The following is a 22506-nucleotide window of genomic DNA, read 5'->3' as shown; positions in this document are numbered from 1 at the left end:
GCCGCCTCCTCGCAGGTCCTACCGGTGGGCCTTCCAGTCGGCCTGGGCCGCGTTCAGCTGGTCCGCCAGCGTGTCCAGGAAGTCCTTCGCGCTCATCTTGCCGAGCAGCACCTTCTGGAAGTTGGGTTCGTTGTCGGCCTTGGAGATGGTGTTCCAGTCGGGCAGGTAGTAGGGCAGCTGCACGATCTTGGTGCTGCCGCCGTTCAGCGCCTCCGCGGCCAGCCGGGTCGGCTCGGCCCGCTGGATCCACGGGTCCTTGGCGGCGTCGGTGTTCGCCGGCACCTGTCCCGCGGACTCGTTGAACTTGGAGTTCTCCGCCGCCGAGACGGCGAACTCGATGAACTTCCAGGCGGCCGCCTTGTTCTTGCCGGACTTGAAGAGGCTCAGGCCGTCGACCGGGTTGGACACCTGGACGCGCGTGCCGTCGTCCTGCGTGGGGTTCGGGACACCGCGGAACGTGCCCGCGCCCAGCGCCTTCAGGTGGTCCTGGTAGGAGCCGAGGTTGTGGCTCAGCATGCCGATGGTGCCGCTGTCCCACTGCGCGACCATCTTGGTGAAGTCGTTGTTGACGTCGGCGGAGGGCGTGACCTTCTTGTACAGGGCGACGTACTTCGCCAGGGCTGCCACGTTCTTGGGGTCGTTGACCGTGGTCCGGTCGCCGTTCCAGAACGACGTGATCCCGGACTGTCCGTACGCGGCGTCCAGGGCCGGCGCGATGGATCCCTCACCACCGCGGATGGTGAACCCGAACCTGTTCTTCCCCTTGTCGCTGAGCTTCCCGGCGGCGTCGTAGAACTTCGACCAGGTGGTCGGCGCGTCCAGTCCGGCCGCCTTGAACAGGTCGGTGCGGTACCAGAGCGTGCCGTTGTTGGCGGAGGTCGGCACCTGGTACAGAGTGTCCCCGCCGCCGGCGGCCCGGCTCACGTCGAGGAGGTTCTCGCTCAGCTTCCCCTTCAGCGGGCTCTTCCCGAGCCGGCCGTCCAGCGGCTCCAACGCGCCCTGGACGGCGACCTCGGCGAGCATCGCGGTGCCCACCCCGCCGACGTCCGGCAGCCCGCCGCCCTGGATCGCGGTGTCGTACTTGGACTGGGCGCTCGCCGCGGGGATCCCGACGTAGTCGACCTTGATGGCGGGGTACTTCTTCTCGAAGTCCGCGATGATCTGCTTCCAGATGTCCGTACGGACACCGCCGTTGGTGTCCCAGAAGGTGATCTCGCCCTTGCCGGAACCCTCGGTGCCCTTGTCCCCGGCGCTGCCGCTGCCGTCGTCCCCGCAGGCGGTGGCGGTCAGTGCGAGCACCGAGCCGAGAGCGACCGCCACGGCCGTGCGCCGGCCGCCGGTCCACGACCGGCCGGTCCTCGGTGTGCTGTTCCTCAGGGAGCTGGTCTTCATCGGTCGGCTCTCTTCTTCCGGTTCCAACAGGGCTGTGCGGTGGACGATTTGTTCCGGACGGCCGGAACTCGGCTGCTCAGGGAAGGGACACGCCCTTCCCTCCGCATTCGGCAAGCGCTTGCTACGGAGGTGCGTCATTGCGGCTCCCAACAGGCGGACGGACGACAGGAAGTGACTCTCAGCGGGTCGCGGTGACCCGGAACCGGGTGAACGTGGCGGCACCGGCGGGTCCCCCGCCGTCCGGCGCCAGGGCGAAGAGCCCGAGCAGGGCGCCGACCCAGCGCCAGGGCGTCGCGGCGAAGACCTGCCCGGTGGGCTGCCGGCCCCCGCCGACGTCGCACGAGAAGCGGCAGCGGGCGTCGGCGCCGATCTCGATCCACAGCCGTGCGCGGCCGCCCGGCGCCTCGAAGGAGGAGGCGGCGTCCCGCTCGGCCGTGCGCTGCTCCGGGGGCGCGGCGACCGCACCCGGGGTGAGCGGCTCGGCGAACCGGTGCACGAGCCGCACCGATCCGTCGGGCTCCCGCCGGAGCCCGATCCAGCGGTAGGCGTCGCCGAGCACCGCGAGCCCCGCGCGGGCGCCCGGCTCCTCGCTGTCGAGGCGCAGACCGACCTCGACGGTGGCGGCCGCGCCGGGCAGCCGCTGGGTGAGGACGTGCGGCAGCGTGCGCAGGTCGTACGGGACGCACGGATCACCGGGGCCACCAGGGGCGCGGGGGGCGCGTGCGCGGACGCAGCTGAGCCGGAGTCCGTCGCCGGAGTGCTGGGGCGCCCAGCCGTCCTGGGGGTTGGCGGTCCACTGCCACTGGCGCCCGAAGCGGCCTCCGGGGAAGTCGTCGTCGGTGGCGGGGGCGGACGGCGGCTGGGTGGGCAGGTCCGGCTTCCGGTGGACGGCGACGGGGACGCCCGCGTCACCCAGGACGGGCCAGCACCCGCCGGCGTCGTCCCCCGCCCAGCGCATCGGCTGGAGGTGGACCACTCGCCCGTGGGCGCCACGCTGCTGGAAGTGCAGGAACCAGTCCTCGCCCGTCGGGGTGCGCACCCAGCCGCCCTGGTGCGGGCCGTTGACCGGCGTGTTCCCCTGCTCCAGCACCACCTTCTCCTCGTAGGGCCCGAAGAAGCCGCGCGAGCGGAGGACGCCCTGCCAGCCCGTCTCGACTCCCCCGGCCGGCGCGAAGATCCAGAACCAGCCGTCGTGCCGGTAGGCCTTGGGGCCTTCGAGGGTGAACCAGCCGGGGATGCGGTCGGCGTCGACGATCACCTTGCCCTCGTCGAGCAGCCCGGTCCCGTCCGGGCGCATGCGGTGTCCGGTGAGCCGGTTCTTCACACCCGCGCGGGACTTGGCCCAGGCGTGCACGAGGTACGCCTCGCCGCTCTCCTCGTCCCACAGGGGGCAGGCGTCGATGAGTCCCTTGCCCTCCTTCACCAGGTGCGGCGGAGTCCAAGGGCCCCTGATCCCGGGGGCGTTGATCTGGAAGATGCCGTGGTCCGGGTCGCCCCAGAAGATCCAGAAGCGGTCGTCGTGGTGACGCAGGGACGGTGCCCAGACCCCGCGGTCGTGCCGGGGACGGGCGAACTCGGCTGCCGGTTCCAGGCGTTGGAGGGCATGGCCGACGAGCGTCCAGTTGACCAGGTCGCGGGAGTGCAGCAGGGGCAGGCCGGGTGCCCGGCCGAAGCTGGAGGCGGTGAGGTAGAAGTCGTCGCCGACGCGGAGCACGTCGGGGTCGGACCAGTCGGCGTCGAGGACGGGGTTCCGGTAGGTGCCGTCACCCAGGTCGGCGGAGGGCAAGGCCATCAGGTGCTCACCGCCTCGCGTGCCAGGGCCGCGGCTCCGGCCCGGTCGAGGGTGCCGTCGGCGACGACGGTGACGATCCGGCGGACGAGCGTGTCACCGGCCGCGACCGTGAGCCGGTCCCGGTGGGCGAGGGAGGAACCGACGCCCGGGTACTGGGCCGTGCGCACGAACCACGGATCGCGGCGCGTGTCCTCGGTGGCCCCCGCGAACACGAGCGTCCAGTTCGCGCCGGCGAGCGCGAGCCAGTCCGCGGGGCACGCGTGCACGGCGTCCTCGCCCTCGGCGCCGGCGGTGAACACCCGCGGGGCGTCCGGTTCCTTGCGGGCCCGCCAGAAGAAGCCGCCGTATCCCGCGCCCGGCCGTCCGTTGGTGGCCGGGCTGCCGAGGGAGAGCGTTCGCGCCGTGACGTTCGTGAGCGCGAACGTGAAGTCCAGCGCCCAGGCGGCGTCGGTGAGTTCGACCACCGCGACCGTACGGCGTTCGGTCAGCAGGTCGCTGCCCGCGGCCGTCCAGCGCAGGTCCTCCACGAAGCCGCCGGGGCCTGCCTCGCGGAAGGTGGCGTGCCGCTGGGCGCCGTGGTTGTCGAGTTCGGTGGGTCCCTGGTCGCGGACGTAGGTGCGCCCGCCCCAGAAGTTGTGCCCCTCGACGTCGGGGACCGCGACACCGACGCCGAGGTGGTGCGCGTGGTCGGCCGGGCTCAGCTCGGTGACGGGGGTGCCGGCCAGGGTCGTGACCGGGTGGAGGTACGGGCGCGGGGAGAGCCGGTCGGGCAGTTCGGGCCGGTGGACGTGGCGGCCCACCGGCCGGCCCGCGGCGCTCAGGACGAGCGAGGTGTCGTTCATCCGGTGCTCACCTCTTTCGGGAGCGCCCAGGGGGCGCCCAGTTCGGAGTAGAGGGCGAGGGTGTCGGCCGCCGAGGCGACGAGCGCGTCGATGCCGCGTACGGCACGGCGGTTCTCGCCGGGCGGCACACTCCAGGCGTCGGGGGGCAGCGCGACGGGCTCGGGTGCCCGCCGGACCGCTTCCACGACCTTCATGAACGCGCCGGTCGCCGCGGGCGGGACCAGGAGTTCGACGCCGTCCCTCAGATGTGCGACGAGGTTCTCCAACAGGTCGGTGCGGCCGTACACGGTCTCCTCCGGGCCGTGCCCGGAGCGCTGCACCAGGAGCCGGTCCTGCTTGTACCAGAAGGTGATCCGGCCTTCCGTGCCGTGCACGACGACGTACGGTTCCCCCGGGTTCTCGGCGCAGAGCGTCGCCGCGACGGTGATCGCGCGCTCCGTGGTCGTGACCCGCACGCAGGAGGTGTCGTCGGACTCGATGTCGTTGGCGCGCAGCAGCTCCGTCACGATGCCGGTGACGTCCTCGGCGCGGGTCGAGCCGTCCAGGGCGAGGGCGGTGGCGACGGCGTGGGCCAGCGGGTTCGTGAGCACGCCGTCGACCACGTCCGCCCCGTCGAGCCGCCGCCTGCCGGCCCACGGCGCGCGCCGGTAGTACGCCTCGTCCCGGGCCCAGGCCCCCGCCGCGCCGATGCCGGTCACCCGGCCGAGCGCGCCCCGGGCGATCAGTTCCCGGACGGCGGGCACGGCGTGCGAGCCGAGGGACTGGAAGCCGATCTGGCAGGCGACGCCTGCGGCGGCGACGCCGTCGGCCATCCGCCGGAACTCGGCGTAGGACGGCGCGGGCGGCTTCTCCAGGAGCAGGTGGACGCCACGGCGCGCGGCGGTCAGCGCCAGGTCGGTGTGGGTGGGGATGGGGGTGCAGATCACCGCGATCACGGCGCCGGTGCTGTCGAGCAGGGCTCCCAGGTCGGCGGACTGCTGGACGTGCTGCCCGTCGAGTTCGGCCGCGCCGAGCGGCGTCAGCTCGCACACGCCGACGAGACGCAGGAGCCCCTCGCCCTGGAGCCTGCGGATGTTCTCCAGGTGCCGTCGGCCGTGGCCCCGGGCGCCCGCGAGGACGACGGGCAGCGGGAGTGCGGTGGCCCGCCGGGGCGCGGGGCCGCCCGCGGACGGACGCCGCTCGGCGTCTCCCTTCACCTGCCCGGTCCGGCCGGGCCGCGCCGCGGGCGTCATCCCTTCACCGCCCCCGCGCTGAACCCGGTGATCAGCCACTTCTGGATGAACGCGAAGACGACGACCACGGGGACGGCGGCGATGATGCCGCCCGCGGCGAGCGCTCCCAGGTCGACGCTGTCGGAACTCATCAGGGTGTTGAGCCCCACCGGGATGGTCTGCTTGCTCTGGTCGCTCAGGAACATCAGGGCGAACAGGAAGTGGTTCCAGGCGTGTACGAAGGCGAACGAGCCGACGGCGATCAACCCGGGCCGCAGCAGCGGCAGGACGACGATCCTGAAGGCGTCGAAGCGGTTGCAGCCGTCCACCCAGGCGGCCTCCTCCAGGGAGTACGGCACGTTCCGGATGAACCCGCTGATCAGGATCATCGACAGCGGCAGCTGGAAGACGGTCTCCGCGATGACCACGCTGGCCAGCGAGTTGATCATCTGGAGCTTGGCGAAGATCTGGAAGAGCGGGACCAGGAGCAGGGCGCCCGGGACGAACTGGGAGCAGAGCAGCGCCAGCAGGAAGCCGCGCTTGATCCTGAAGTCGAAGCGGGCGAGCGCGTAGCCGCCGGCGAGCGCGACGAGGGTCGTCATCACCAGGGTGGCGACGGCGATGAGCACGCTGTTCTGGAAGTAGGTCCCGAAGCTGCGCTCGGTCCACACCTTGTCGAAGTGGTCGAAGGTCATGGGCCAGGGCACGAGCGAGGTCGACCCGGCGGGACGCAGCGCGAAGAGCAGGATCCAGTAGAACGGGATCAGGGTGAAGAGCAGGTAGAGGCCCAGGGGGACGTAGATGTGCCACCGGGGGACCTCGTCCCAGGCGCGGTGCCGGGACCGCGTGCGGGGGCGCGGCGGCGGCTCCTCGGCGGGCGGGGCGGGTGCGGCCGGGGCGATCGTGTCGGCGTCCTTGGTGATCACTTGTCCCCGCCTCCGAACTTGCTCAGCCGCAGATAGACGATCGAGCAGAACAGCAGAATCACGAACGCGACGGCGGTCAGGGCCGAGGCGTAGCCGAAGTTGTGGGCGTCGACGCTGGTGTTGGCGATGTACAGGGGCAGGGTCGTCGTCTCCCCCGCGGGTCCGCCGCCGGTCAGCGTGTAGAGCAGGTCGACGTTGTTGAACTCCCAGACCGCGCGCAACAGCGTGGACAGGACGATCGCGTCCTTGAGGTGCGGCAGGGTGATGTGCAGGAACTGCCGGACCCGGCTCGCCCCGTCGACCTCGGCGGCCTCGTACAGGTCCTTGGAGACGGACTGGAGGTCGGCGAGGATCAGGATCGCGAAGAAGGGCACACCCCGCCACAGGTCGGCGACGACCGCCGCCGGGAAGACGGTGGAGGTGTCCGAGAGCCAGCTCGTGCCGTACGAGCCGATGCCCGCGTCGGCGAGGTAACGGGTGATGCCTGTCTGGGAGTTGTAGAGCAGCACCCAGATCGCCGAGGTCAGCACCCCGGAGACGGCCCACGGCGAGAAGACCAGCGCGCGCCCGACGGCCCGTCCGACGAAGGTCTGGTTGACGATCAGGGCGAGCGCCAGGCCGAACAGCAGCTGGAGCCCGACCTCGACGACGACCCACTTCGCGCTGAAGGTGAGGGTGTCCCAGAACTGCGGGTCGGCGGTGAAGGCGTGCACGAAGTTGTCGAAGCCGGCGTATCCGTTGCGCCAGGGTTTGGTGGGGTTGTAGTTCTGCAGGCTGTAGTAGAAGACGCTGACGACGGGGTAGGCGATGAAGCCCAGCATCAGCAGCGCCGCCGGGGCGATCAGCAGATACGGGAGCCTGCGCGGGGTCGCGGAGGCACGGCGCCGCCGGGGTGGCGCGGGCGGTTTCGCCACGGCTGCGGCTTGGGCCATGACAGTTTCTCCGTTCGCAGTGGGGCGGGTACAGCGAGTACAGGAAGCGCTTGCTACGACCCCATGGGTCCGGCACTTCCCCGTGCGGGTGCGGGCACCTCAGCCCGCGTACGGGTCCTGCACCGTTCCCGGCCGGGCCAGGAACGCGAAGTCGCAGCCGGTGTCGGCCTGGGTGATCTGCTCGGTGTAGAGCGCGCCGTAGCCGCGTTCGTACCGGACGGGGGGCGGCGTCCACTCCGCCCGCCTGCGCTCCAGCTCCGTGTCGTCCACGTCGAGCCGGAGTGACCGTGCGGCGACGTCGAGGGTGATCGGGTCGCCGGTGCGCACCAGGGCGAGCGGGCCGCCGACGTACGACTCGGGCGCCACGTGCAGCACGCAGGTGCCGTAACTCGTGCCGCTCATCCGGGCGTCGGAGATCCGCACCATGTCCCGGACGCCCTGCTTGAGCAGGTACTCGGGGATGGGGAGCATGCCGTACTCGGGCATGCCGGGACCGCCCTTGGGCCCCGCGCCCCGCAGCACCAGCACGCTGTCCGCGGTGATGCCGAGCGACGGGTCGTCGATGGTCCGCTGCATCGTGCGGTAGTCGTCGAAGACGACCGCGGGACCGGTGTGCCGGAGCAGGTGCGGCTCGGCGGCGATGTGCTTGATGACGGCGCCGTCCGGGCAGAGGTTGCCCCGCAGGACGGCCACCCCTCCCTCGGCCGCGACCGGGTTCTCCCGGGGGCGGATGACGTCGTCGTCGTGCACCCGCACGTCCGCCAGCTGCTCGCGCAGGCTGTCGTGGGACACCGTGGGCCGGTCCAGGTGCAGCAGGTCGGTGATCCGCGACAGGAACCCGGGCAGCCCACCCGCGAAGTGGAAGTCCTCCATGAGGTACATCCGTCCGCCGGGCCGGACGTTGGCGAGCACCGGCACGGTCCGGGCGATCCGGTCGAAGTCGTCGAGCGTGAGGGTGACACCGGCGCGTCCGGCCATGGCGATCAGATGGATCACGGCGTTCGTCGAGCCGCCCAGGCCGAGCACGGTGGTCACCGCGTCCTCGAAGGCGTCGGCGGTGAGGATGTCGCTCAACCTGCGTTCCTGGCGGACGAGTTCGACGATCCGGAGGCCGGCGGCCGCGGCCATCCGCTCATGCCCCGAGTCGACGGCGGGGATGCTCGACGCGCCGGGCACGGTGACGCCGAGCGCCTCCGCGGCGGCCGTCAGCGTGGACGCCGTACCCATCGTCATGCAGTGTCCCGGCGACCGCGCGAGCCCACTCTCCAGCTCGGCCATCTCGCAGTCACCGATGAGTCCGGCCCGCCGGTCGTCCCAGTACTTCCACATGTCGGTGCCGGAGCCGAGGACCTCGTTGCGCCAGTGGCCCGGGAGCATCGGCCCGGCCGGCACGAAGACGGCCGGCAGGTCGACCGAGGCCGCACCCATGAGCAGCGCGGGAGTCGACTTGTCGCAGCCGCCCATCAGTACCGCGCCGTCGACCGGGTAGGACCGCAGCAACTCCTCCGTCTCCATGGCGAGGAGGTTGCGGTAGAGCATCGGGGTCGGCTTCTGGAAGGTCTCGCTCAGCGTGGACACCGGGAATTCGAGCGGGAATCCCCCGGCCTGCCACACGCCCCGCTTCACGGCCTGTGCGCGCTCCCGCAGGTGGACGTGGCAGGGGTTGATGTCGGACCAGGTGTTGAGGATCGCGACGACCGGCTTGCCGAGGTGTTCCTCGGGAAGGTAGCCGAGCTGCCGGGTCCGGGCCCGGTGGCTGAACGAGCGGAGCCCCTCGGTGCCGTACCACTGATGGCTGCGCAGGTCCTCGGGCCGCTTCACAGGGGCCACCCGGCGGCTATGGCGGCGACCTCGGAGCGCTCGCTCTCGGCCAGCGGCCGGCTGGGCGGGCGCACGTCGCGGCGGCACAGACCGAGCGAGGCCAGGGCCTCCTTGACCACGGTCACGTTGTTCGCGGAGGCGTTGGCCCCGCGCAGTTCCTCGAAGCGGCGGATCTGCTCCCAGACCTTCATCGCGGCGGGGTAGTCGCCGGACCGGAGCGCTTCGATCATGTTCAGGGAGAGGGTCGGAGCGACGTTCACCAGGCCCGAGGTGAAGCCGGTGGCCCCGGCCGAGAAGTAGGAGGGCGCGTACGGTTCGGCGAGTCCGGCGACCCAGACGAACCGTTCCAGCCCGGCGTCCCGCGCGAAGGCGGCGAAGCGGGCGGCGTCGGGGACGGCGTACTTCACTCCGACGACGTTCGGGCAGGCGTCCGCGAGTTCGGCGAGCCGCTCGCCCGGGAGCAGCGGGTTGCGGATGTACGGCACGACACCCAGGTCGGGTACGGCCTCGGCGACGGCCCGGTGGTAGTCGACCCAGCCGCCCTCGGAGACGTAGGGGTGGACGGGCTGATGGACCATCACCATCGCGGCGCCGAGGCCGGCGGCGTGCCGTGCGGAGGCGACGGCGGTCGGCACGTCGTGGCCGACCCCGGCGAGCACGACCGCCCGGTCAGCGGCCTCCTCGACGGTCGACTCCAGGACGAGCCGCCGCTCTTTGGGGGTGAGGGCGTAGAACTCGCCGGTGTTTCCGTTGGGGGTGAGGGTGCGGACCCCTCCGTCGATCAGCCGGCGCAGCAGGGCCCGGTGGGCGGCGCGGTCGACGGTGCCGTCCTCGGCGAACGGTGTCACCGGGATCGCCACGACCTCGGCGAGGGCGGTCCGCTGGGTCTCGAACGTCGCTGTCATTCCTGCCCGCCCTCCACCCGGCCCTGGGGGAAGGCCCGTTGCACGAACGACGCGATGTGGGCGTGCAGCGCTCCCGCCGCTCCGTCGGCGTCGCCGGCGAGCGCGAGCCGCAGGATCTCCCGGTGTTCGCTCGCCTCCCGTTCCCAGGAGGGGTCGGCCGCCCAGGCGACCGCCGAGACGAGGGCCGCCTGGTCGCGGACCTCGTCGAGCATCCGGCCGAGCAGCGGATTGCCGCACGACACGTAGAGGGCGCGGTGGAACTCCCGGTTGGCGAGGGAGCGTTCGGCGGTGTCGTCGGCGCCGTCGGCACGGGTCAGCGCGTCCCGGGCGGCGTCGAGGCCGGCACCGAGGCGCACCGACCGGCGCAGCGCCTCGGGTTCGAGGAGCAGCCGCACGTCGTAGACCTCGCGCGCCATGTCCGCGTCCACCATGCGCACCGTGACGCCCTTGTACTGGTTCATCACCACGAGCCCGGTGCCGGCCAGGGTCTTGAGCGCCTCGCGCACGGGTGTCTTCGACACACCGAACTGTGCGGCGAGGTCGGTCTCGACCAGGGCCGCCCCCGGCGGCAACTGCCCGGTGAGGATGCGGTGTTTGATCCCGTCCAGCACCACCTGGGTGCGGGACGGGATCGGGGTGGGCATGGGCACAGCCGTCATGCGCGCCTCTCGTATCTCACATATCGCGTCTCATATATGACGTACGAAGTACGACGCGTTGAAAGTAGGAGAGGCACCTCGCCCCGTCAACACTTCTGACAGGAAAACCGGTTGGGGGATCCGGAACGGGCCGCGGACACGCCCTACGGGGTCCAGCCGGGGTCGCGGCCGCTGAGCCCGATCGCGCGGTCGAGGAGGGGCGTGTCGTCGGGCACCGGCACGACGGGACCGAAGATGCCTCCGCCGCCCGTCGGGTCCTCGGCCACGGCGGCGAGGAAGCCGTGCGCGGCCTGCAGGGCCGCCTCGTCGGGGGTGTACTCCTGGCCGGTGGCGCGGGCGAGGTCCCAGCCGTGCACGACGAGTTCGTCGGCGACCACGGCACCCGCCACCGGACCCGGCAGGGTCACCCCGCCCGCCCGGGTGGTGCCGGTCCAGGCGGCCGGGTCCCGCCAGGCGTCGGCGAGTTCGTCGAGCGCCTTCGGAAGGGCCTCGCGCCAGTCGGGCCCGATGTCGGGCAGCGCGGAGTCGGGGGCGGTGTCGGTGGTCGCGCCCAGGTCCTTGCGCGCGGCGTCCCGGAAGGCGACGGCCAGGCCCGTCAGGTGTCCGAGGAGGTGGTGCACCGCGTACTCCGGGCACGGGGTGGCGCCGTCGAGGTGCGCGTCCGTGACGCCCTCCGCGAGACGCGCCACGATCAGGGCCTGCGGCCCGAGGTCGAAGGTCTGGCCGGTCATCCGCTTCTCCTTGGCATGTACGAACCCGGGGTCTCCGGGGACGTGGGTCCACTCCTGATGTGGACCCCGCCGGCGCGCGGAACTCATCGGTCGCCCGGCGACGGCCCCCGCCCGGGCCGCCGGGCAGTGGGCCGGCCGGACCGATGCCGTCCGCCCGCTCCGCCGTATGCAGCAGCGGCGCGGGCGGACGGCGGGCACGGGATCGAAGCTGGGCGTGCTCCGCTCCGTCCGACTCGGGAGAACCCCATGCCTTCGTCACCCCTGTCCCACCGCCCCCGATGGCGCGTGCCGCTCGGCGCGCTGCTGGCCGCCGCCTGCCTGACCGGCATCGTGTCCGCACCCGCCGGCGCGGACACCGCCGCGTCGGCCGACCGGGACCACGACCGGGCGCTGCGCAAGCAGCTCGACGACCTGGTGCGCAGCCCCGGCGGGCCGCCCGGTGTCATCGCCGTCCTGCGCCGGGGCGGCGACACCCGCGTCGTGCGCGCCGGTGTGGCGGACATCGCGAGCGGCCGTCCGATCTCTCCCGACGACCACATGCGGATCGCCAGCACGGCGAAGGCGTTCAGCGGCGCCGTCGCGCTGGGCCTGGTCGACAAGGGCGCGCTCCGGCTCGGGGACACCATCGGGCGCCGGCTGCCGTCGCTGCCGAAGAAGTGGCGCGCGGTGACGCTGCGCCAGCTCCTCAACCACACCAGCGGGCTGCCCGACTACACGCAGAGCCCCGAGTTCATCAAGGTCCTCACCGCCGATCCGCACCACCGCTTCGACTCCCGGCGCCTCCTCGACTACGTGGCCGGCGAACCGCTGCTGTTCCGTCCGGGGTCGCGGTACATGTACTCGAACTCCGACAACATCGCGGTCGCGCTGATGGCCGAGGCAGCGACAGGCAAGCGCTACGAGGACCTGCTGCGCGGCCTCGTCTACCGCCCACTCGGCCTGCGCGACACCAGCCTCCCGCAGGGCTACCGGCTGCCCGAGCCGTACATGCACGGCTACGACGTGGTGCCGCCCAACCCGCCGGAGGACGTCAGCGAGGCGCTCGGCGCCTCGGGCGTCTGGGCGTCGGGCGGCATCGTCTCGACCCCCGCGGACCTGACGCGTTTCGTCCGCGGCTACGCGAGCGGGTCCCTGATCTCCCCGGCCACCCTGCGCGAGCAGCGCCGCTGGGTCGACGGCGCCTCGGAGCCCGCGGGCCCGGGCAGGAACGAGGCGGGCGAGGCGATCTTCCGCTACACGACCCGCTGCGGCGTGGTCCTCGGCCACACCGGCAACTTCCCCGGCTACACGCAGCTGATCGCGGCGACGCCCGACGGCCGGCGGTCGCTGACGTTCTCCCTCACCACCCAGGTGAACAAGGAGACCAAGCCGGAACTGCTGGAGAAGCTGCGCGGGGTCGAGGAGAACTTCGTCTGCTCGCTGCTGCGGGACTGAGGGCTCTCCGGCCCCGCGGATACGGCAGTTGCCCGATCCCGGCGCGGTCGCCTTAGGACCACGATCACCTGCCATGACATGGACAGGAGCGCGTGTTCTGGGTGACCGCGACGCCGGCCTGTATCTGGCCGCGGTGGTCGTCTCCGGCTTCGGGACGTCGGCGATGTGGCTGGTCTCGGGCATCTGGGTGAAGGACCTGACGGGCTCCGACGGGCTGGCGGCGCTCTGCGTCCTCGCCCTCTGGGCTCCCACGCTCGTCGGCCCCGCGCTCGGCACCCTCGCCGACCGCACCCGCCGCCGCCCGCTGCTCCTCGCGACGAACCTCCTGCTCGCCGCCCTGCTGCCCGTCCTGTACGCCGTGGACGGCCGGGGCGGCCTGTGGATCCTGTTCGGAGTGCTCCTGGTCTACGGCGCCGTCGGTGTCGTCCAGGACGCCGCCGAGTCCGCCCTGCTGGCGACGGTGCTCGACGGGCGTCTCCTCGGGGACTTCAACGGCCTGCGCATGACGGCCACCGAGGGCATGAAGCTGGTGGCCCCGCTCGCCGGGGCGGGCCTCTACGCGGCGTACGGCGGCCCCCGCGTCGCTCTGCTGGACGCGGCGACGTTCGCGCTGGCGGCGGGGGTGTACGCGCTGTTGCGGGTGCGTGAGACCCCGACGTCGGGGGAGGCCGGGCCCACCGGAAGCCTGCGGGCCCGGACCGCGGAGGGCGTCCGGCATCTGCGGTCACATCCCGGTCTGTGGCCGCTGGTCCTCGCCGGCGGGACCACCATGCTCTTCGCCGGGATCAACGGCGCCACGGTGTACGCGGTGGCGGAGGGGCTCGGTCACTCCCCCGCCTACGTCGGGCTGCTGTACGTCGCCCAGGGCGCCGGGTCCGTGGCCGTGGGACCGGCGGCCGGGACGCTGCTGCGCAGGCTCGGCGAGCGGCGGTTCGCCGCCTGCGGGATCGCGCTCACCGCCGTCGCGGTGACCCTGCGGGCCGTTCCCGTGGACGCGGTGGCGCTCGCCTGCAGTGTGGGGGTGGGAATCGGGTTGCCGTGCGTGCTCGTCGCGGCGTTCACGGCGGTGCAGCGGGAGACGCCGGCGGAACTGCTGGGGCGTGCGTCCGCCTCGCTGAACACACTGCTGTACGCGCCCAACGCCGTCGGGCTCGCCCTCGGCGCGGGCCTGGTCGAACTCGTCGATCTCCGGGTCCTGTTGCCCGTGCTGGGTGTTGCCCGGCTCGTGACGCTGGGGCCTCTCGTGCGGGGTGCCCCGGCCGCGGTACGGGGGTGAGCGCGCCGCGGTGTCTCACCCCCTCAGCCCTGCCCGTCCCGTCCCCCGGGCTCCGCCCCGGACCCCGCTCGTCACATGCCCCCGGAGGGGCTGGATCCCCCGGGTCACAAGCCTGCCAGTGCCTGCCTCACCCGCTCCAGGTCCTGGTCCGAGGCCAGGCCCGCGTGATACAGCCGGAGTTCCGTCGCGCCCAGGTCCGCCGCGCGGGCCGCGTCCCTGGAGAGGGTGTCCGGGTGGCCGCCCATTCCGGACACCACGGTGAAGTTGGCGGCGAGGACCGTGCCGGGGGCGGCCGTCTCCGCGAACGGGGCGAGCAGGCCCGTCCCTCCGGTGCACGGGACGACCACGCCGTCCGCCACGGACAGGATGTGCCGCGGGTCGACGCCCGCGTTGGCGCCGCAGTGGAAGGAGACGGGGTCGGCGTGCAGCAGGATCTGGAAGCCCGCGGGTGCGGCGGAGCGTACGGCGCGGACCGTCTCCTCCTGGAGCGAGCGGGCCACCGTGTCCCGCCAGGCACGGGTGGCCGCGGCGGTCTCCGCGCCGAGGAGCTTCTCCACTCCGGCCCAGCCGCCGTCCGACGGGGCCCCGCGCCAGACCGGGTCCAGCGCGCTCCGCACGAAGGACGCCAGTTCCTCGGCGTCCAGGCCGTGCCGGTCGTACCCCTCGGCGCACGCGGGGCAGAAGCAGAGCGACATGAGGTAGTGGCCGGCGTCCCCGAGCGGGACGCCGCCGATCTTGTCGTGGGCGTGCAGATGGGCGAGTCCGTACCAGCCGAGCGACTCCAGTTCCGTACCGGCGGCGCCGGGGCGGACCGCGGCCTCCGCCGCCAGGTCGGTCAGGCAGGCGCGGGTGGCGGGCTGGGCGATGCAGGGAGCCCACGGGTAGCGGTCCCCGTAGGCGTTGACGACGGAGGTCGACGGATGGTCGTCCCCCATACGGGAGTTGTGCGCGAGGACGACCCAGGTGTGCACGTCGAGCCCGGCGCCGGCCAGTGCCGCGGCGGCCTCGCCGTACGCGTCACCGGGCGCCCAGTCCCCGGCCGGGTAGGGGCGCGGGACGCGCTCCGCCCAGCGGGCCTCGTCCAACGGGTAGAGCACGGCGGCGTGTTCGGCCGTGACGACGCGGTGACGGGGGTGGCGGGGGGTCAGCGCGCGGGTGGAGTGGTAGGCGGAGGCGAGCGTCACCTGGTGCACGCCGAGCGCGGCGGTCCGTGCGGCGGCCTCGGGGTCTCCGTTGACGTCCCACGGGTACAGGAACGCGGACGCCCTCACATCTCCTCCAGCAGCGCGTACCCGCGGTCGGTCAGCTGGGCGAGCTGCTTCACGTGGTCCTCGGTGGGCTCGTGCAGCGGGGGCCGCACCTCGCCGACGTCCAGTCCGCGCAGCCGCACCCCGGCCTTCACGAGGGCGACCGCGTAGCCGCGGCCCTGGGCCCGCAGGTCGACGAAGGGCCGGTAGAAGCCGTCCAGCAGCCGGTTCACCGTCGTGTCGTCCCCGGAGTTCAGCGCCCGGTGGAAGGCCAGGGCGATCTCGGGGGCGAAGCAGAAGACCGCCGAGGAGTAGAGCGTGATGCCCACACCCCGGTAGGCGAGTCCGGTCAGTTCGGCCGTCGGCAGGCCGTTGAAGTAGAGGAACTCGCCGGGCACCTCGCTGCGGACGGCGCTCACGGTCCGCTGGATCAGGTCCAGGTCGCCGAGGCCGTCCTTGAAGCCGATGATCCCGTCGGTGCGGGCGAGCTCGACCACGCTCTCGGGGGTGAACACGGCGTTGTCGCGCTGGTAGACGATGACGTCCAGGGGGGTGGCGGCGGCGACCTCCCGGTAGTGGCGCAGCAGTCCCTCCTGCCCGGCGACCACCAGGTAGGGCGGCATGGCGAGCAGTCCGTCGGCCCCGGCGGCCTCCGCGAGGCGGGCGTAGCGGACGGCGAGCGCGGTGCCGTATCCGGCGCCCGCGACCACCGGCACCCGTCCCGCGGTCGCCTCCACGGCGGTCCGCACGCACGCCTCGAACTCCTCCGGCGTGAGCGCGTGGAACTCGCCCGTGCCGCAGGCCGCGAAGACCGCGGCGGCTCCGGCCTCGACGCCGCGCCGCACGTGCTCCCGGTAGACGTCGAGATCGACGGCGCCGTCGGGACCGTACGCGGTGACGGGGAAGAACAGCGGCCCGCTGGGGATTTTCAGCCGGGCGGCGAGAGGGGCTGACGTCACGGACTCTCCCTAAAAAGGTGCCCACCGAGTGCACGCTTCTGATCCACGTCCATATTTCTGAACGCGCCCACGCTAAGCCGCCACCTCCGGGCCGGTCAAGCGCGCAAACGCGCAACACGAAGGCGGATTTCGCCCCTCCGCGCGACACTTGACGCGGCACGTCGGCGATCCTTAGCGTGTCCACGGATGTGAATCTCGTACATGAATACGGCCGCCTGGCGGACGCCCGCCGGCCGTCCGACGGAGCCCCCGCCCCGGCACACCGGCCCGCACCGAGGAGACCCCCGCATGCCCGCTCCCCGCACCGTTCTGCTCACCGGCGCCGCCGGCGGACTCGGCACCCTGATGCGCGGGCTGCTGCCGCGGTACGGCTACGAGCTCCGGCTGCTCGACATGCTCCCCGTCGAGGGCGAACCCGGCGCGATCACCGCCGACCTCGGGGACCGGGCCGCGCTGCGCGAGGCCGTACGGGGGGTCGACGCGATCGTCCACCTCGCGGGGATCTCCCTGGAGTCCTCCTTCGACAAGATCCTCAAGGCCAACATCGAGGGGACGTACAACCTGTACGAGGCGGCGCGCGAGGAGGGCGTACGCCGGATCGTCTTCGCCTCCTCCAACCACGCGGTGGGATTCACCCCGCGCCCGCAGGGTGACGATCCGCTGATCCCGGTCGACACCCCACGCCGCCCGGACACCTTCTACGGCCTGTCCAAGTCGTTCGGCGAGGACCTCGCCCAGCTGTACTGGGACAAGCACGGCCTGGAGACCGTCTCGGTGCGGATCGGCTCCTGTTTCGCCGAGCCCAGCAGCGTGCGCATGCTGTCGGTCTGGATGAGCCCCGAGGACGGCGCCCGTCTCTTCCACGCCGCCCTCACCGCCGAGGGCGTGGAACACACCGTCGTCTACGGCTCCTCCGCCAACACGCGCCTGTGGTGGGACCTCTCGACCGCCCGGGCCCTCGGCTACGAGCCGCACGACGACTCCGAACCGTACGCCGAGAAGCTCATCGCCGAGCAGGGCGATCTCGACCCGGACAACCCGGACCACGCCCACCTGGGCGGCCACTTCACCACGCACCCGCCGATCTGGCCGTACTGACACGGCGACCGGCAGGCGAGACGGCGGGCGGGCACCGAACGGGCCCGCCCGCTTCCCTGTTCGGGCACGAACCCTGCCCGATCACACCCCTCCGCACGCTCCGTCCCAGGTCGACCGCCGATGACGGTGAGGCCGAACGGGCACAGCCGGGCAGGATCGGGCAGCTAACAGGCCTGGTCAGTGACCGTCACCCGCTGTAGAACTTCCCTGAAGGGCTCCACCGGGCCCGAACGGGCACTGCGCGACGGAGCGCGAGGGAGCGGGTGAGAGCCATGACGGCCATGACGGCGGAAGAACGGCAGCGCGAGATCGTCCGGGTCGCGCGCCGCACCGGCTCGGTCGACGTCACGGAACTCGCCGTCACCCTGGGCGTCGCGAAGGAGACCGTACGGCGCGATCTGCGCACCCTGGAGGACCACGGCCTGGTACGCCGCACACACGGCGGCGCCTACCCGGTGGAGAGCGCCGGCTTCGAGACCACGCTCGCCTTCCGCACCACCAGCCACGTGCCCGAGAAGCGCCGGATCGCCGCCGCGGCGGCCGAACTGCTCGGGGACGCCGAGACCGTCTTCGTCGACGAGGGCTTCACCCCGCAGCTCATCGCCGAGGCGCTCCCCCGGGACAGGCAGCTGACCGTCGTCACCGCCTCGCTCGCCACCGCCGGCGCGCTCGCCGAGGCCGAGAACACCAGCGTGCTGCTGCTCGGCGGCCGGGTCCGGCCCGGCACCCTCGCCACCGTCGACCACTGGACGACGAAGATGCTCGCCGGCTTCGTCATCGACCTGGCCTTCATCGGCGCCAACGGCATCTCCCGCGAACACGGCCTCACCACCCCCGACCCGGCCGTCAGCGAGGTCAAGGCGCAGGCGATCAGGGCGTCCCGGCGCACCGTCTTCGCCGGGGTGCACACCAAGTTCGGCGCCGTCAGCTTCTGCCGGTTCGCCGACATCAGCGCCCTGGAGGCGATCGTCACGAGCACGCTGCTCCCGGCGTCCGAGGCGCACCGCTACTCGCTGCAGGGCCCCCAGGTCATCCGCGTCTGACAACCGAACGCCCCCGCTCCACATCCATCCCTCCGGGGCACCCCCATGCCTCGCACCGCCCGTTGTCTCCCCATTCCTCCAGGAGTGATCCATGCGAACCCCGAGCCGACGGAGGCCGCGCACACTGCTCGTCGCGGCCGCCGCAGGGACGCTGCTCACCCCGCTCCTCTCCGGCTGCTGGGCCGGAGCGGGCGGGGCGGGCTCCGGCGGGAACTCCATCAACGTCCTGATGGTGAACAACCCGCAGATGGTCGAGCTGCAGAAGCTCACCAAGGCCCACTTCACCAAGGACACCGGTATCAAGGTGAACTTCACCGTGCTGCCGGAGAACGACGTCCGCGACAAGATCAGCCAGGACTTCGCCAACCAGGCCGGCCAGTACGACGTCGCCACGCTGTCCAACTACGAGATACCCATCTACGCCCGCAACGGCTGGCTGCACGAGATGGACTCCTACGTCGCGAAGGACGGCGCGTACGACGAGCAGGACATCCTCAAGCCCATGCGGCAGTCGCTGACCGCCGACGACGGCAAGCTCTACGGGCAGCCGTTCTACGGCGAGTCGTCCTTCCTCATGTACCGCAAGGACGTGTTCGCCGCGAAGGGCCTGAAGATGCCCGCGCACCCCACCTGGCAGCAGGTCGGCGACCTCGCGGCGAAGGCGGACGGCGCCGAGTCGGGCATGAAGGGCATCTGCCTGCGCGGCCTGCCCGGCTGGGGCGAGATCATGGCCCCGCTCACCACCGTCGTGAACACCTTCGGCGGCACCTGGTTCGACAAGGACTGGCAAGCCCGCCTGAACTCACCCGAGTTCGAGAAGGCCACCAAGTTCTACGTGGACCTCGTCCGCGAGCACGGCGAGTCCGGCGCCGCCCAGGCCGGCTTCGCCGAGTGCCTCAACAACATGACGCAGGGCAAGACCGCCATGTGGTACGACGCCACCTCCGCCGCGGGCCTGCTGGAGGCCAAGGACTCCCCGGTCAAGGGCAAGCTGGGCTACGTCCCCGCGCCGGTCGAGAAGACGAAGTCCTCCGGCTGGCTCTACACCTGGGCCTGGGGCATGCAGAAGGCCTCGCACAACTCGGACAAGGCCTGGCAGTTCGTCTCCTGGGCGTCCAGCAAGCAGTACGAGCAACTCGTCGGGGACACCGCCGGCTGGTCCGACGTACCGGCGGGCAAGCGCGCCTCCACGTACACCAACGCCGCCTACCGCAAGGAGGCCGCGGCGTTCCAGGACATGACCCGCGAGGCCATCGAGGGCGCCCGGCCCAAGGACCCCGGCGTCCAGCCGCGCCCCGCTCCCGGCATCCAGTTCGTCGGCATCCCCGAGTTCACCGACCTCGGCACCAAGGTCTCGCAGGAGATCAGCGCGGCCATCGCCGGACGCCAGTCCGTCGACGCGGCCCTGAGCAAGTCCCAGAAACTCGCCGAGAAGATCTCCAAGGAGTACGAGGGACGATGACCGCCACGACAACGGCCCGCGTGGCCGCCCCACCCGTACGCACCCTCGGACAACCGTCGGCCCGGCTGCGCGCCTGGGCCAGACGCGGCCCCCTGCTCCCCGCTCTGATCTTCATGATCGTGGTGACCCAACTCCCCTTCGTGGCCACCCTGGTGATCTCGTTCTTCGACTGGAACGCGCTCTACCCGAAGGCCCGCCACTTCACCGGCCTCGGCAACTACTCGGACGTCCTGAGCGACGCGGACCTGCGGCACTCCGTCTGGACGACGATCCTGCTGACCGTCACCGTCGTCCTGGTCAGCCTCGTCCTCGGTCTGGTCCTCGCCCTGCTCCTGGACCGGAGGTTCCGGGGCCGCGGCATCGTCCGCACGCTGCTGATCGCCCCGTTCCTGGTCGTCCCGGTCGCCGCCGCCCTGCTGTGGAAGCACGTGCTCTACAACCCCGAATACGGCCTGCTCAACGGGCTGTTGCACGCCGTGGGCGGCCCCCAGCCCGACTGGATCTCCACCACACCGCTGCTCGCGGTCGAGGCCTCGCTCGTCTGGCAGTGGACGCCGTTCATGATGCTGATCCTGCTCGCCGGCCTGCAGAGCCGCGACCACCAGCAGATGGAGGCCGCCCAGGTCGACGGAGCGAGCAACTGGCAGGTCTTCCGGTACCTGACCCTGCCGCACCTGCGCCGCTACCTCGAACTCGGCGCGCTCCTCGGCTCGATCTACATCGTCCAGAACTTCGACGCGGTGTTCACCCTCACCTCCGGCGGCCTGGGCACCGCGAACCTGCCCTACACCGTCTACCAGAGCTTCTACCAGGCCCACGAGAACGGCCTCGCCTCGGCCGCGGGCGTCCTGGTCGTCATCGGCTCGATCATCATCGCGACCTTCGCCCTGCGCGTCGTGTCGTCCCTGTTCCGCGAGGAGGCGTCCCGCTGATGAGTACCACCGCGACGAACGCCCGCCCCCGCCGCGCCAAGGGGGCAGGCCTGGGCCTGGTCGCCTGGGCGCTCGGCATCGTGTTCTTCCTGCCCATCGCCTGGATGGCGCTGACCTCGTTCCACTCCGAGTCCGACGCGGCCAAGAACCCGCCCGCGTTCGGCGCCTCCCTCACCCTCGACGGCTACCGGGACTTCTTCGGCACGGGCGGCGGCGCGAGCCCCTGGCCCGCGCTCCTCAACTCCACGGTGGCCTCGGTCGTCTCCACCCTCTGCGTGCTGCTCCTCGCCCTCCCGGCGGCGTACGCGCTCTCCATCCGCCCGGTGAAGAAGTGGACCGACGTCCTGTTCTTCTTCCTGTCGACCAAGATGCTCCCCGTCGTGGCCGGCCTCCTGCCGATCTACCTCTTCGCCAAGAACACCGGCATGCTCGACAACATCTGGCTGCTGGTCATCCTCTACACCTCGATGAACCTGCCGATCGCGGTGTGGATGATGCAGTCCTTCCTCGCCGAGGTCCCGGTGGCGGTGATCGAGGCGGCGCAGATCGACGGGGCCCGGCTGCCGACCGTCCTCGCCCGCGTGGTCGCCCCCATCGCGCTGCCGGGCATCGCCGCGACCGCCCTCATCTGTTTCATCTTCAGCTGGAACGAGCTGCTCTTCGCCCGGGTGCTCACGGGGGTGGTCGCCGAGACCGCCCCCGTGTTCCTCACCGGATTCATCACCAGCCAGGGCCTGTTCCTGGCCAAGGTGTGCGCCGCGTCGCTCGTCGTCTCCCTGCCGGTGCTCGCCGCGGGGTTCGCCGCCCAGGACAAACTCGTCCAGGGCCTGTCGTTGGGAGCCGTGAAATGAAGGCCGCTGTCATCGAGTCCGTCGGCCGTGCCGTCGTCGCCGAGGTCCCGGACCCGACGCCCGGCCCCCGCGAGGTCGTGGTCGAGGTCGCTGCCTGCGGCCTGTGCGGCACCGATCTGCACATCCTCCAGGGCGAGTTCGCGCCCAAGCTGCCGATCGTGCCGGGCCACGAGTTCGCGGGCGAGATCGTCGGCGTCGGCACCCAGGTCACCGAACTCTCCGTCGGCGACCGGGTCGCCGTCGACCCGTCCCTGTACTGCTACGAGTGCCGGTACTGCCGTACGGGCCACAACAACCTCTGCGAGCGGTGGGCCGCGATCGGCGTCACCACCGCGGGCGGAGCCGCCCAGTACGCGACCGCCTCCGTCGCCAACTGCGTGAAGCTCCCCGAGCACGTCCGCACCCAGGACGCGGCCCTCGTCGAACCGCTCTCCTGCGCCGTCCGCGGCTACGACGTCCTGCAGTCCCGCCTCGGCGCCCACGTCCTCATCTACGGCTCCGGGACCATGGGCCTGATGATGCTGGAGCTCGCCAAGCGCACCGGCGCCGCCAGCGTCGACGTCGTCGACCTCAACGCGGACCGCCTCGCGACCGCCCGGCAGCTCGGCGTCTCCGCGTCCGCCGCGAACCCCGACGAGCTGGACCGCCCCCAGGGCTGGGACCTGGTCATCGACGCCACCGGGAACGCCGCCGCCATCCAGGACGGCCTCGACCGGGTCGCCAAGGCCGGCACCTTCCTCCAGTTCGGTGTCGCCGACTACGCGACGCGGGTCACCATCGACCCGTACCGCATCTACAACCAGGAGATCACCATCACCGGCTCGATGGCCGTGCTGCACAGCTTCGAGCGCGCGGCGGAGCTCTTCGCGACAGGGGTGCTCGACCCGTCGGTTTTCATCAGCGACCGCCTCCCGCTGACCAGCTATCCCGAGGCCCTGGAGCAGTTCGCCTCGGGCGTCGGACGGAAGATCGTCGTCGTCCCCTGACCGGAGA

General features: G+C 72.0%; 20 protein-coding genes. 8 read left to right on the top strand and 12 right to left on the bottom strand.

Features of this window, described 5'->3' with window-relative positions; translation table 11 throughout:
- Nucleotides 1-18 precede the first annotated feature (18 nt).
- From OG406_RS30165 to OG406_RS30120, 10 genes are all read right to left on the bottom strand, one after another.
- Nucleotides 19-1392 (bottom strand): ABC transporter substrate-binding protein, encoded by a 1374-nt coding sequence (locus OG406_RS30165; protein WP_329188801.1) that lies wholly within the window; start codon nt 1390-1392, stop codon nt 19-21.
- Nucleotides 1393-1570: 178 nt separating this feature from the next.
- Nucleotides 1571-3184: a glycoside hydrolase family 43 protein gene (locus OG406_RS30160; protein ID WP_329188800.1), complete on the bottom strand. Its 1614-nt coding sequence runs from the start codon at nt 3182-3184 to the stop codon at nt 1571-1573.
- Complete coding sequence (locus tag OG406_RS30155; protein ID WP_327410103.1) at nt 3184-4026, bottom strand: PmoA family protein; 843 nt, start codon at nt 4024-4026, stop codon at nt 3184-3186. Before OG406_RS30155 ends, OG406_RS30160 begins: the two co-directional genes overlap by 1 nt.
- Entirely contained in the window at nt 4023-5258 is a 1236-nt protein-coding gene (locus tag OG406_RS30150; RefSeq protein ID WP_329188798.1) for a Gfo/Idh/MocA family protein, read from the bottom strand. The genes OG406_RS30155 and OG406_RS30150 overlap by 4 nt, the downstream gene beginning before the upstream one ends.
- A complete protein-coding gene (locus OG406_RS30145; RefSeq protein ID WP_266849297.1) occupies nt 5255-6163 on the bottom strand; it encodes a carbohydrate ABC transporter permease in 909 nt (302 codons plus the stop codon). Before OG406_RS30145 ends, OG406_RS30150 begins: the two co-directional genes overlap by 4 nt.
- Complete coding sequence (locus OG406_RS30140) at nt 6160-7095, bottom strand: carbohydrate ABC transporter permease (RefSeq protein WP_081223729.1); 936 nt, start codon at nt 7093-7095, stop codon at nt 6160-6162. Before OG406_RS30140 ends, OG406_RS30145 begins: the two co-directional genes overlap by 4 nt.
- Nucleotides 7096-7194: 99 nt before the next feature.
- Nucleotides 7195-8925, bottom strand: coding sequence for an L-arabinonate dehydratase (gene araD, locus OG406_RS30135; RefSeq protein ID WP_329188795.1), 1731 nt, complete (start codon nt 8923-8925; stop codon nt 7195-7197).
- Nucleotides 8913-9821 (bottom strand): dihydrodipicolinate synthase family protein, encoded by a 909-nt coding sequence (locus OG406_RS30130; protein WP_329188794.1) that lies wholly within the window; start codon nt 9819-9821, stop codon nt 8913-8915. Before OG406_RS30130 ends, araD begins: the two co-directional genes overlap by 13 nt.
- A complete protein-coding gene (locus OG406_RS30125) occupies nt 9818-10480 on the bottom strand; it encodes a GntR family transcriptional regulator (protein ID WP_164370526.1) in 663 nt (220 codons plus the stop codon). Before OG406_RS30125 ends, OG406_RS30130 begins: the two co-directional genes overlap by 4 nt.
- Nucleotides 10481-10623: 143 nt before the next feature.
- A complete protein-coding gene (locus OG406_RS30120; RefSeq protein ID WP_329188792.1) occupies nt 10624-11211 on the bottom strand; it encodes a TIGR03086 family metal-binding protein in 588 nt (195 codons plus the stop codon).
- A 246-nt stretch (nt 11212-11457) separates the two neighbouring features.
- On the opposite strand from OG406_RS30120, the gene OG406_RS30115 reads away from it, so the two are divergent.
- Both OG406_RS30115 and OG406_RS30110 read left to right on the top strand, forming a co-directional pair.
- Nucleotides 11458-12645 carry a serine hydrolase domain-containing protein gene (locus tag OG406_RS30115; RefSeq protein WP_329188790.1) on the top strand — a complete coding sequence of 396 codons (1188 nt, stop codon included), beginning with the start codon at nt 11458-11460 and terminating at the stop codon, nt 12643-12645.
- Nucleotides 12646-12718: 73 nt separating this feature from the next.
- Nucleotides 12719-13921, top strand: a complete 1203-nt coding sequence (locus OG406_RS30110) for an MFS transporter (RefSeq protein WP_329188789.1) — start codon at nt 12719-12721, stop codon at nt 13919-13921.
- 104 nt (nt 13922-14025) lie between these two features.
- Here the strand turns inward: OG406_RS30110 and OG406_RS30105 are convergent, their stop codons facing one another.
- Both OG406_RS30105 and OG406_RS30100 read right to left on the bottom strand, forming a co-directional pair.
- Nucleotides 14026-15192, bottom strand: coding sequence for a hypothetical protein (locus OG406_RS30105; protein WP_329188788.1), 1167 nt, complete (start codon nt 15190-15192; stop codon nt 14026-14028).
- A complete protein-coding gene (locus tag OG406_RS30100; protein WP_329188786.1) occupies nt 15189-16127 on the bottom strand; it encodes a 5-dehydro-4-deoxyglucarate dehydratase in 939 nt (312 codons plus the stop codon). The genes OG406_RS30105 and OG406_RS30100 overlap by 4 nt, the downstream gene beginning before the upstream one ends.
- 288 nt (nt 16128-16415) lie before the next feature.
- Between OG406_RS30100 and OG406_RS30095 the strand changes: the two genes are divergently transcribed.
- The 6 genes from OG406_RS30095 to OG406_RS30070 all read left to right on the top strand — a co-directional run bounded on the left by OG406_RS30095 (nt 16416) and on the right by OG406_RS30070 (nt 22499).
- Complete coding sequence (locus OG406_RS30095; protein WP_329188785.1) at nt 16416-17225, top strand: NAD-dependent epimerase/dehydratase family protein; 810 nt, start codon at nt 16416-16418, stop codon at nt 17223-17225.
- Nucleotides 17226-17497: 272 nt separating this feature from the next.
- Entirely contained in the window at nt 17498-18268 is a 771-nt protein-coding gene (locus OG406_RS30090; RefSeq protein ID WP_081223739.1) for a DeoR/GlpR family DNA-binding transcription regulator, read from the top strand.
- A 91-nt stretch (nt 18269-18359) separates the two neighbouring features.
- The gene (locus tag OG406_RS30085) at nt 18360-19730 is read left to right on the top strand and encodes an ABC transporter substrate-binding protein (RefSeq protein ID WP_329188783.1); all 1371 of its coding nucleotides are present in this window, start codon (nt 18360-18362) and stop codon (nt 19728-19730) included.
- Complete coding sequence (locus OG406_RS30080) at nt 19727-20662, top strand: carbohydrate ABC transporter permease (protein ID WP_164370534.1); 936 nt, start codon at nt 19727-19729, stop codon at nt 20660-20662. The genes OG406_RS30085 and OG406_RS30080 overlap by 4 nt, the downstream gene beginning before the upstream one ends.
- Nucleotides 20662-21513 carry a carbohydrate ABC transporter permease gene (locus OG406_RS30075; protein WP_164370535.1) on the top strand — a complete coding sequence of 284 codons (852 nt, stop codon included), beginning with the start codon at nt 20662-20664 and terminating at the stop codon, nt 21511-21513. The genes OG406_RS30080 and OG406_RS30075 overlap by 1 nt, the downstream gene beginning before the upstream one ends.
- Nucleotides 21510-22499, top strand: coding sequence for a zinc-dependent alcohol dehydrogenase family protein (locus tag OG406_RS30070; protein ID WP_329188780.1), 990 nt, complete (start codon nt 21510-21512; stop codon nt 22497-22499). The genes OG406_RS30075 and OG406_RS30070 overlap by 4 nt, the downstream gene beginning before the upstream one ends.
- Nucleotides 22500-22506 lie beyond the last annotated feature (7 nt).

This window comes from Streptomyces sp. NBC_01428, assembly GCF_036231965.1.
GTDB lineage: Bacteria > Actinomycetota > Actinomycetes > Streptomycetales > Streptomycetaceae > Streptomyces.
This window is presented reverse-complemented; position numbering and strand designations above follow the sequence as displayed.

Bases quoted from the DNA above. Each gene is read 5' to 3' on its own strand.
- OG406_RS30070 (WP_329188780.1), top strand. From the start codon at position 21,510: ATGAAGGCCGCTGTCATCGAGTCCGTCGGCCGTGCCGTCGTCGCCGAG.
- OG406_RS30075 (WP_164370535.1), top strand. From the start codon at position 20,662: ATGAGTACCACCGCGACGAACGCCCGCCCCCGCCGCGCCAAGGGGGCA.
- OG406_RS30085 (WP_329188783.1), top strand. From the start codon at position 18,360: ATGCGAACCCCGAGCCGACGGAGGCCGCGCACACTGCTCGTCGCGGCC.
- OG406_RS30140 (WP_081223729.1), bottom strand. From the start codon at position 7,095: ATGGCCCAAGCCGCAGCCGTGGCGAAACCGCCCGCGCCACCCCGGCGG.
- OG406_RS30150 (WP_329188798.1), bottom strand. From the start codon at position 5,258: ATGACGCCCGCGGCGCGGCCCGGCCGGACCGGGCAGGTGAAGGGAGAC.
- OG406_RS30165 (WP_329188801.1), bottom strand. From the start codon at position 1,392: ATGAAGACCAGCTCCCTGAGGAACAGCACACCGAGGACCGGCCGGTCG.
- OG406_RS30110 (WP_329188789.1), top strand. From the start codon at position 12,719: ATGACATGGACAGGAGCGCGTGTTCTGGGTGACCGCGACGCCGGCCTG.
- OG406_RS30155 (WP_327410103.1), bottom strand. From the start codon at position 4,026: ATGAACGACACCTCGCTCGTCCTGAGCGCCGCGGGCCGGCCGGTGGGC.
- OG406_RS30120 (WP_329188792.1), bottom strand. From the start codon at position 11,211: ATGACCGGCCAGACCTTCGACCTCGGGCCGCAGGCCCTGATCGTGGCG.
- OG406_RS30080 (WP_164370534.1), top strand. From the start codon at position 19,727: ATGACCGCCACGACAACGGCCCGCGTGGCCGCCCCACCCGTACGCACC.
- OG406_RS30130 (WP_329188794.1), bottom strand. From the start codon at position 9,821: ATGACAGCGACGTTCGAGACCCAGCGGACCGCCCTCGCCGAGGTCGTG.
- OG406_RS30090 (WP_081223739.1), top strand. From the start codon at position 17,498: ATGACGGCCATGACGGCGGAAGAACGGCAGCGCGAGATCGTCCGGGTC.
- OG406_RS30115 (WP_329188790.1), top strand. From the start codon at position 11,458: ATGCCTTCGTCACCCCTGTCCCACCGCCCCCGATGGCGCGTGCCGCTC.
- OG406_RS30160 (WP_329188800.1), bottom strand. From the start codon at position 3,184: ATGGCCTTGCCCTCCGCCGACCTGGGTGACGGCACCTACCGGAACCCC.
- OG406_RS30095 (WP_329188785.1), top strand. From the start codon at position 16,416: ATGCCCGCTCCCCGCACCGTTCTGCTCACCGGCGCCGCCGGCGGACTC.
- OG406_RS30125 (WP_164370526.1), bottom strand. From the start codon at position 10,480: ATGACGGCTGTGCCCATGCCCACCCCGATCCCGTCCCGCACCCAGGTG.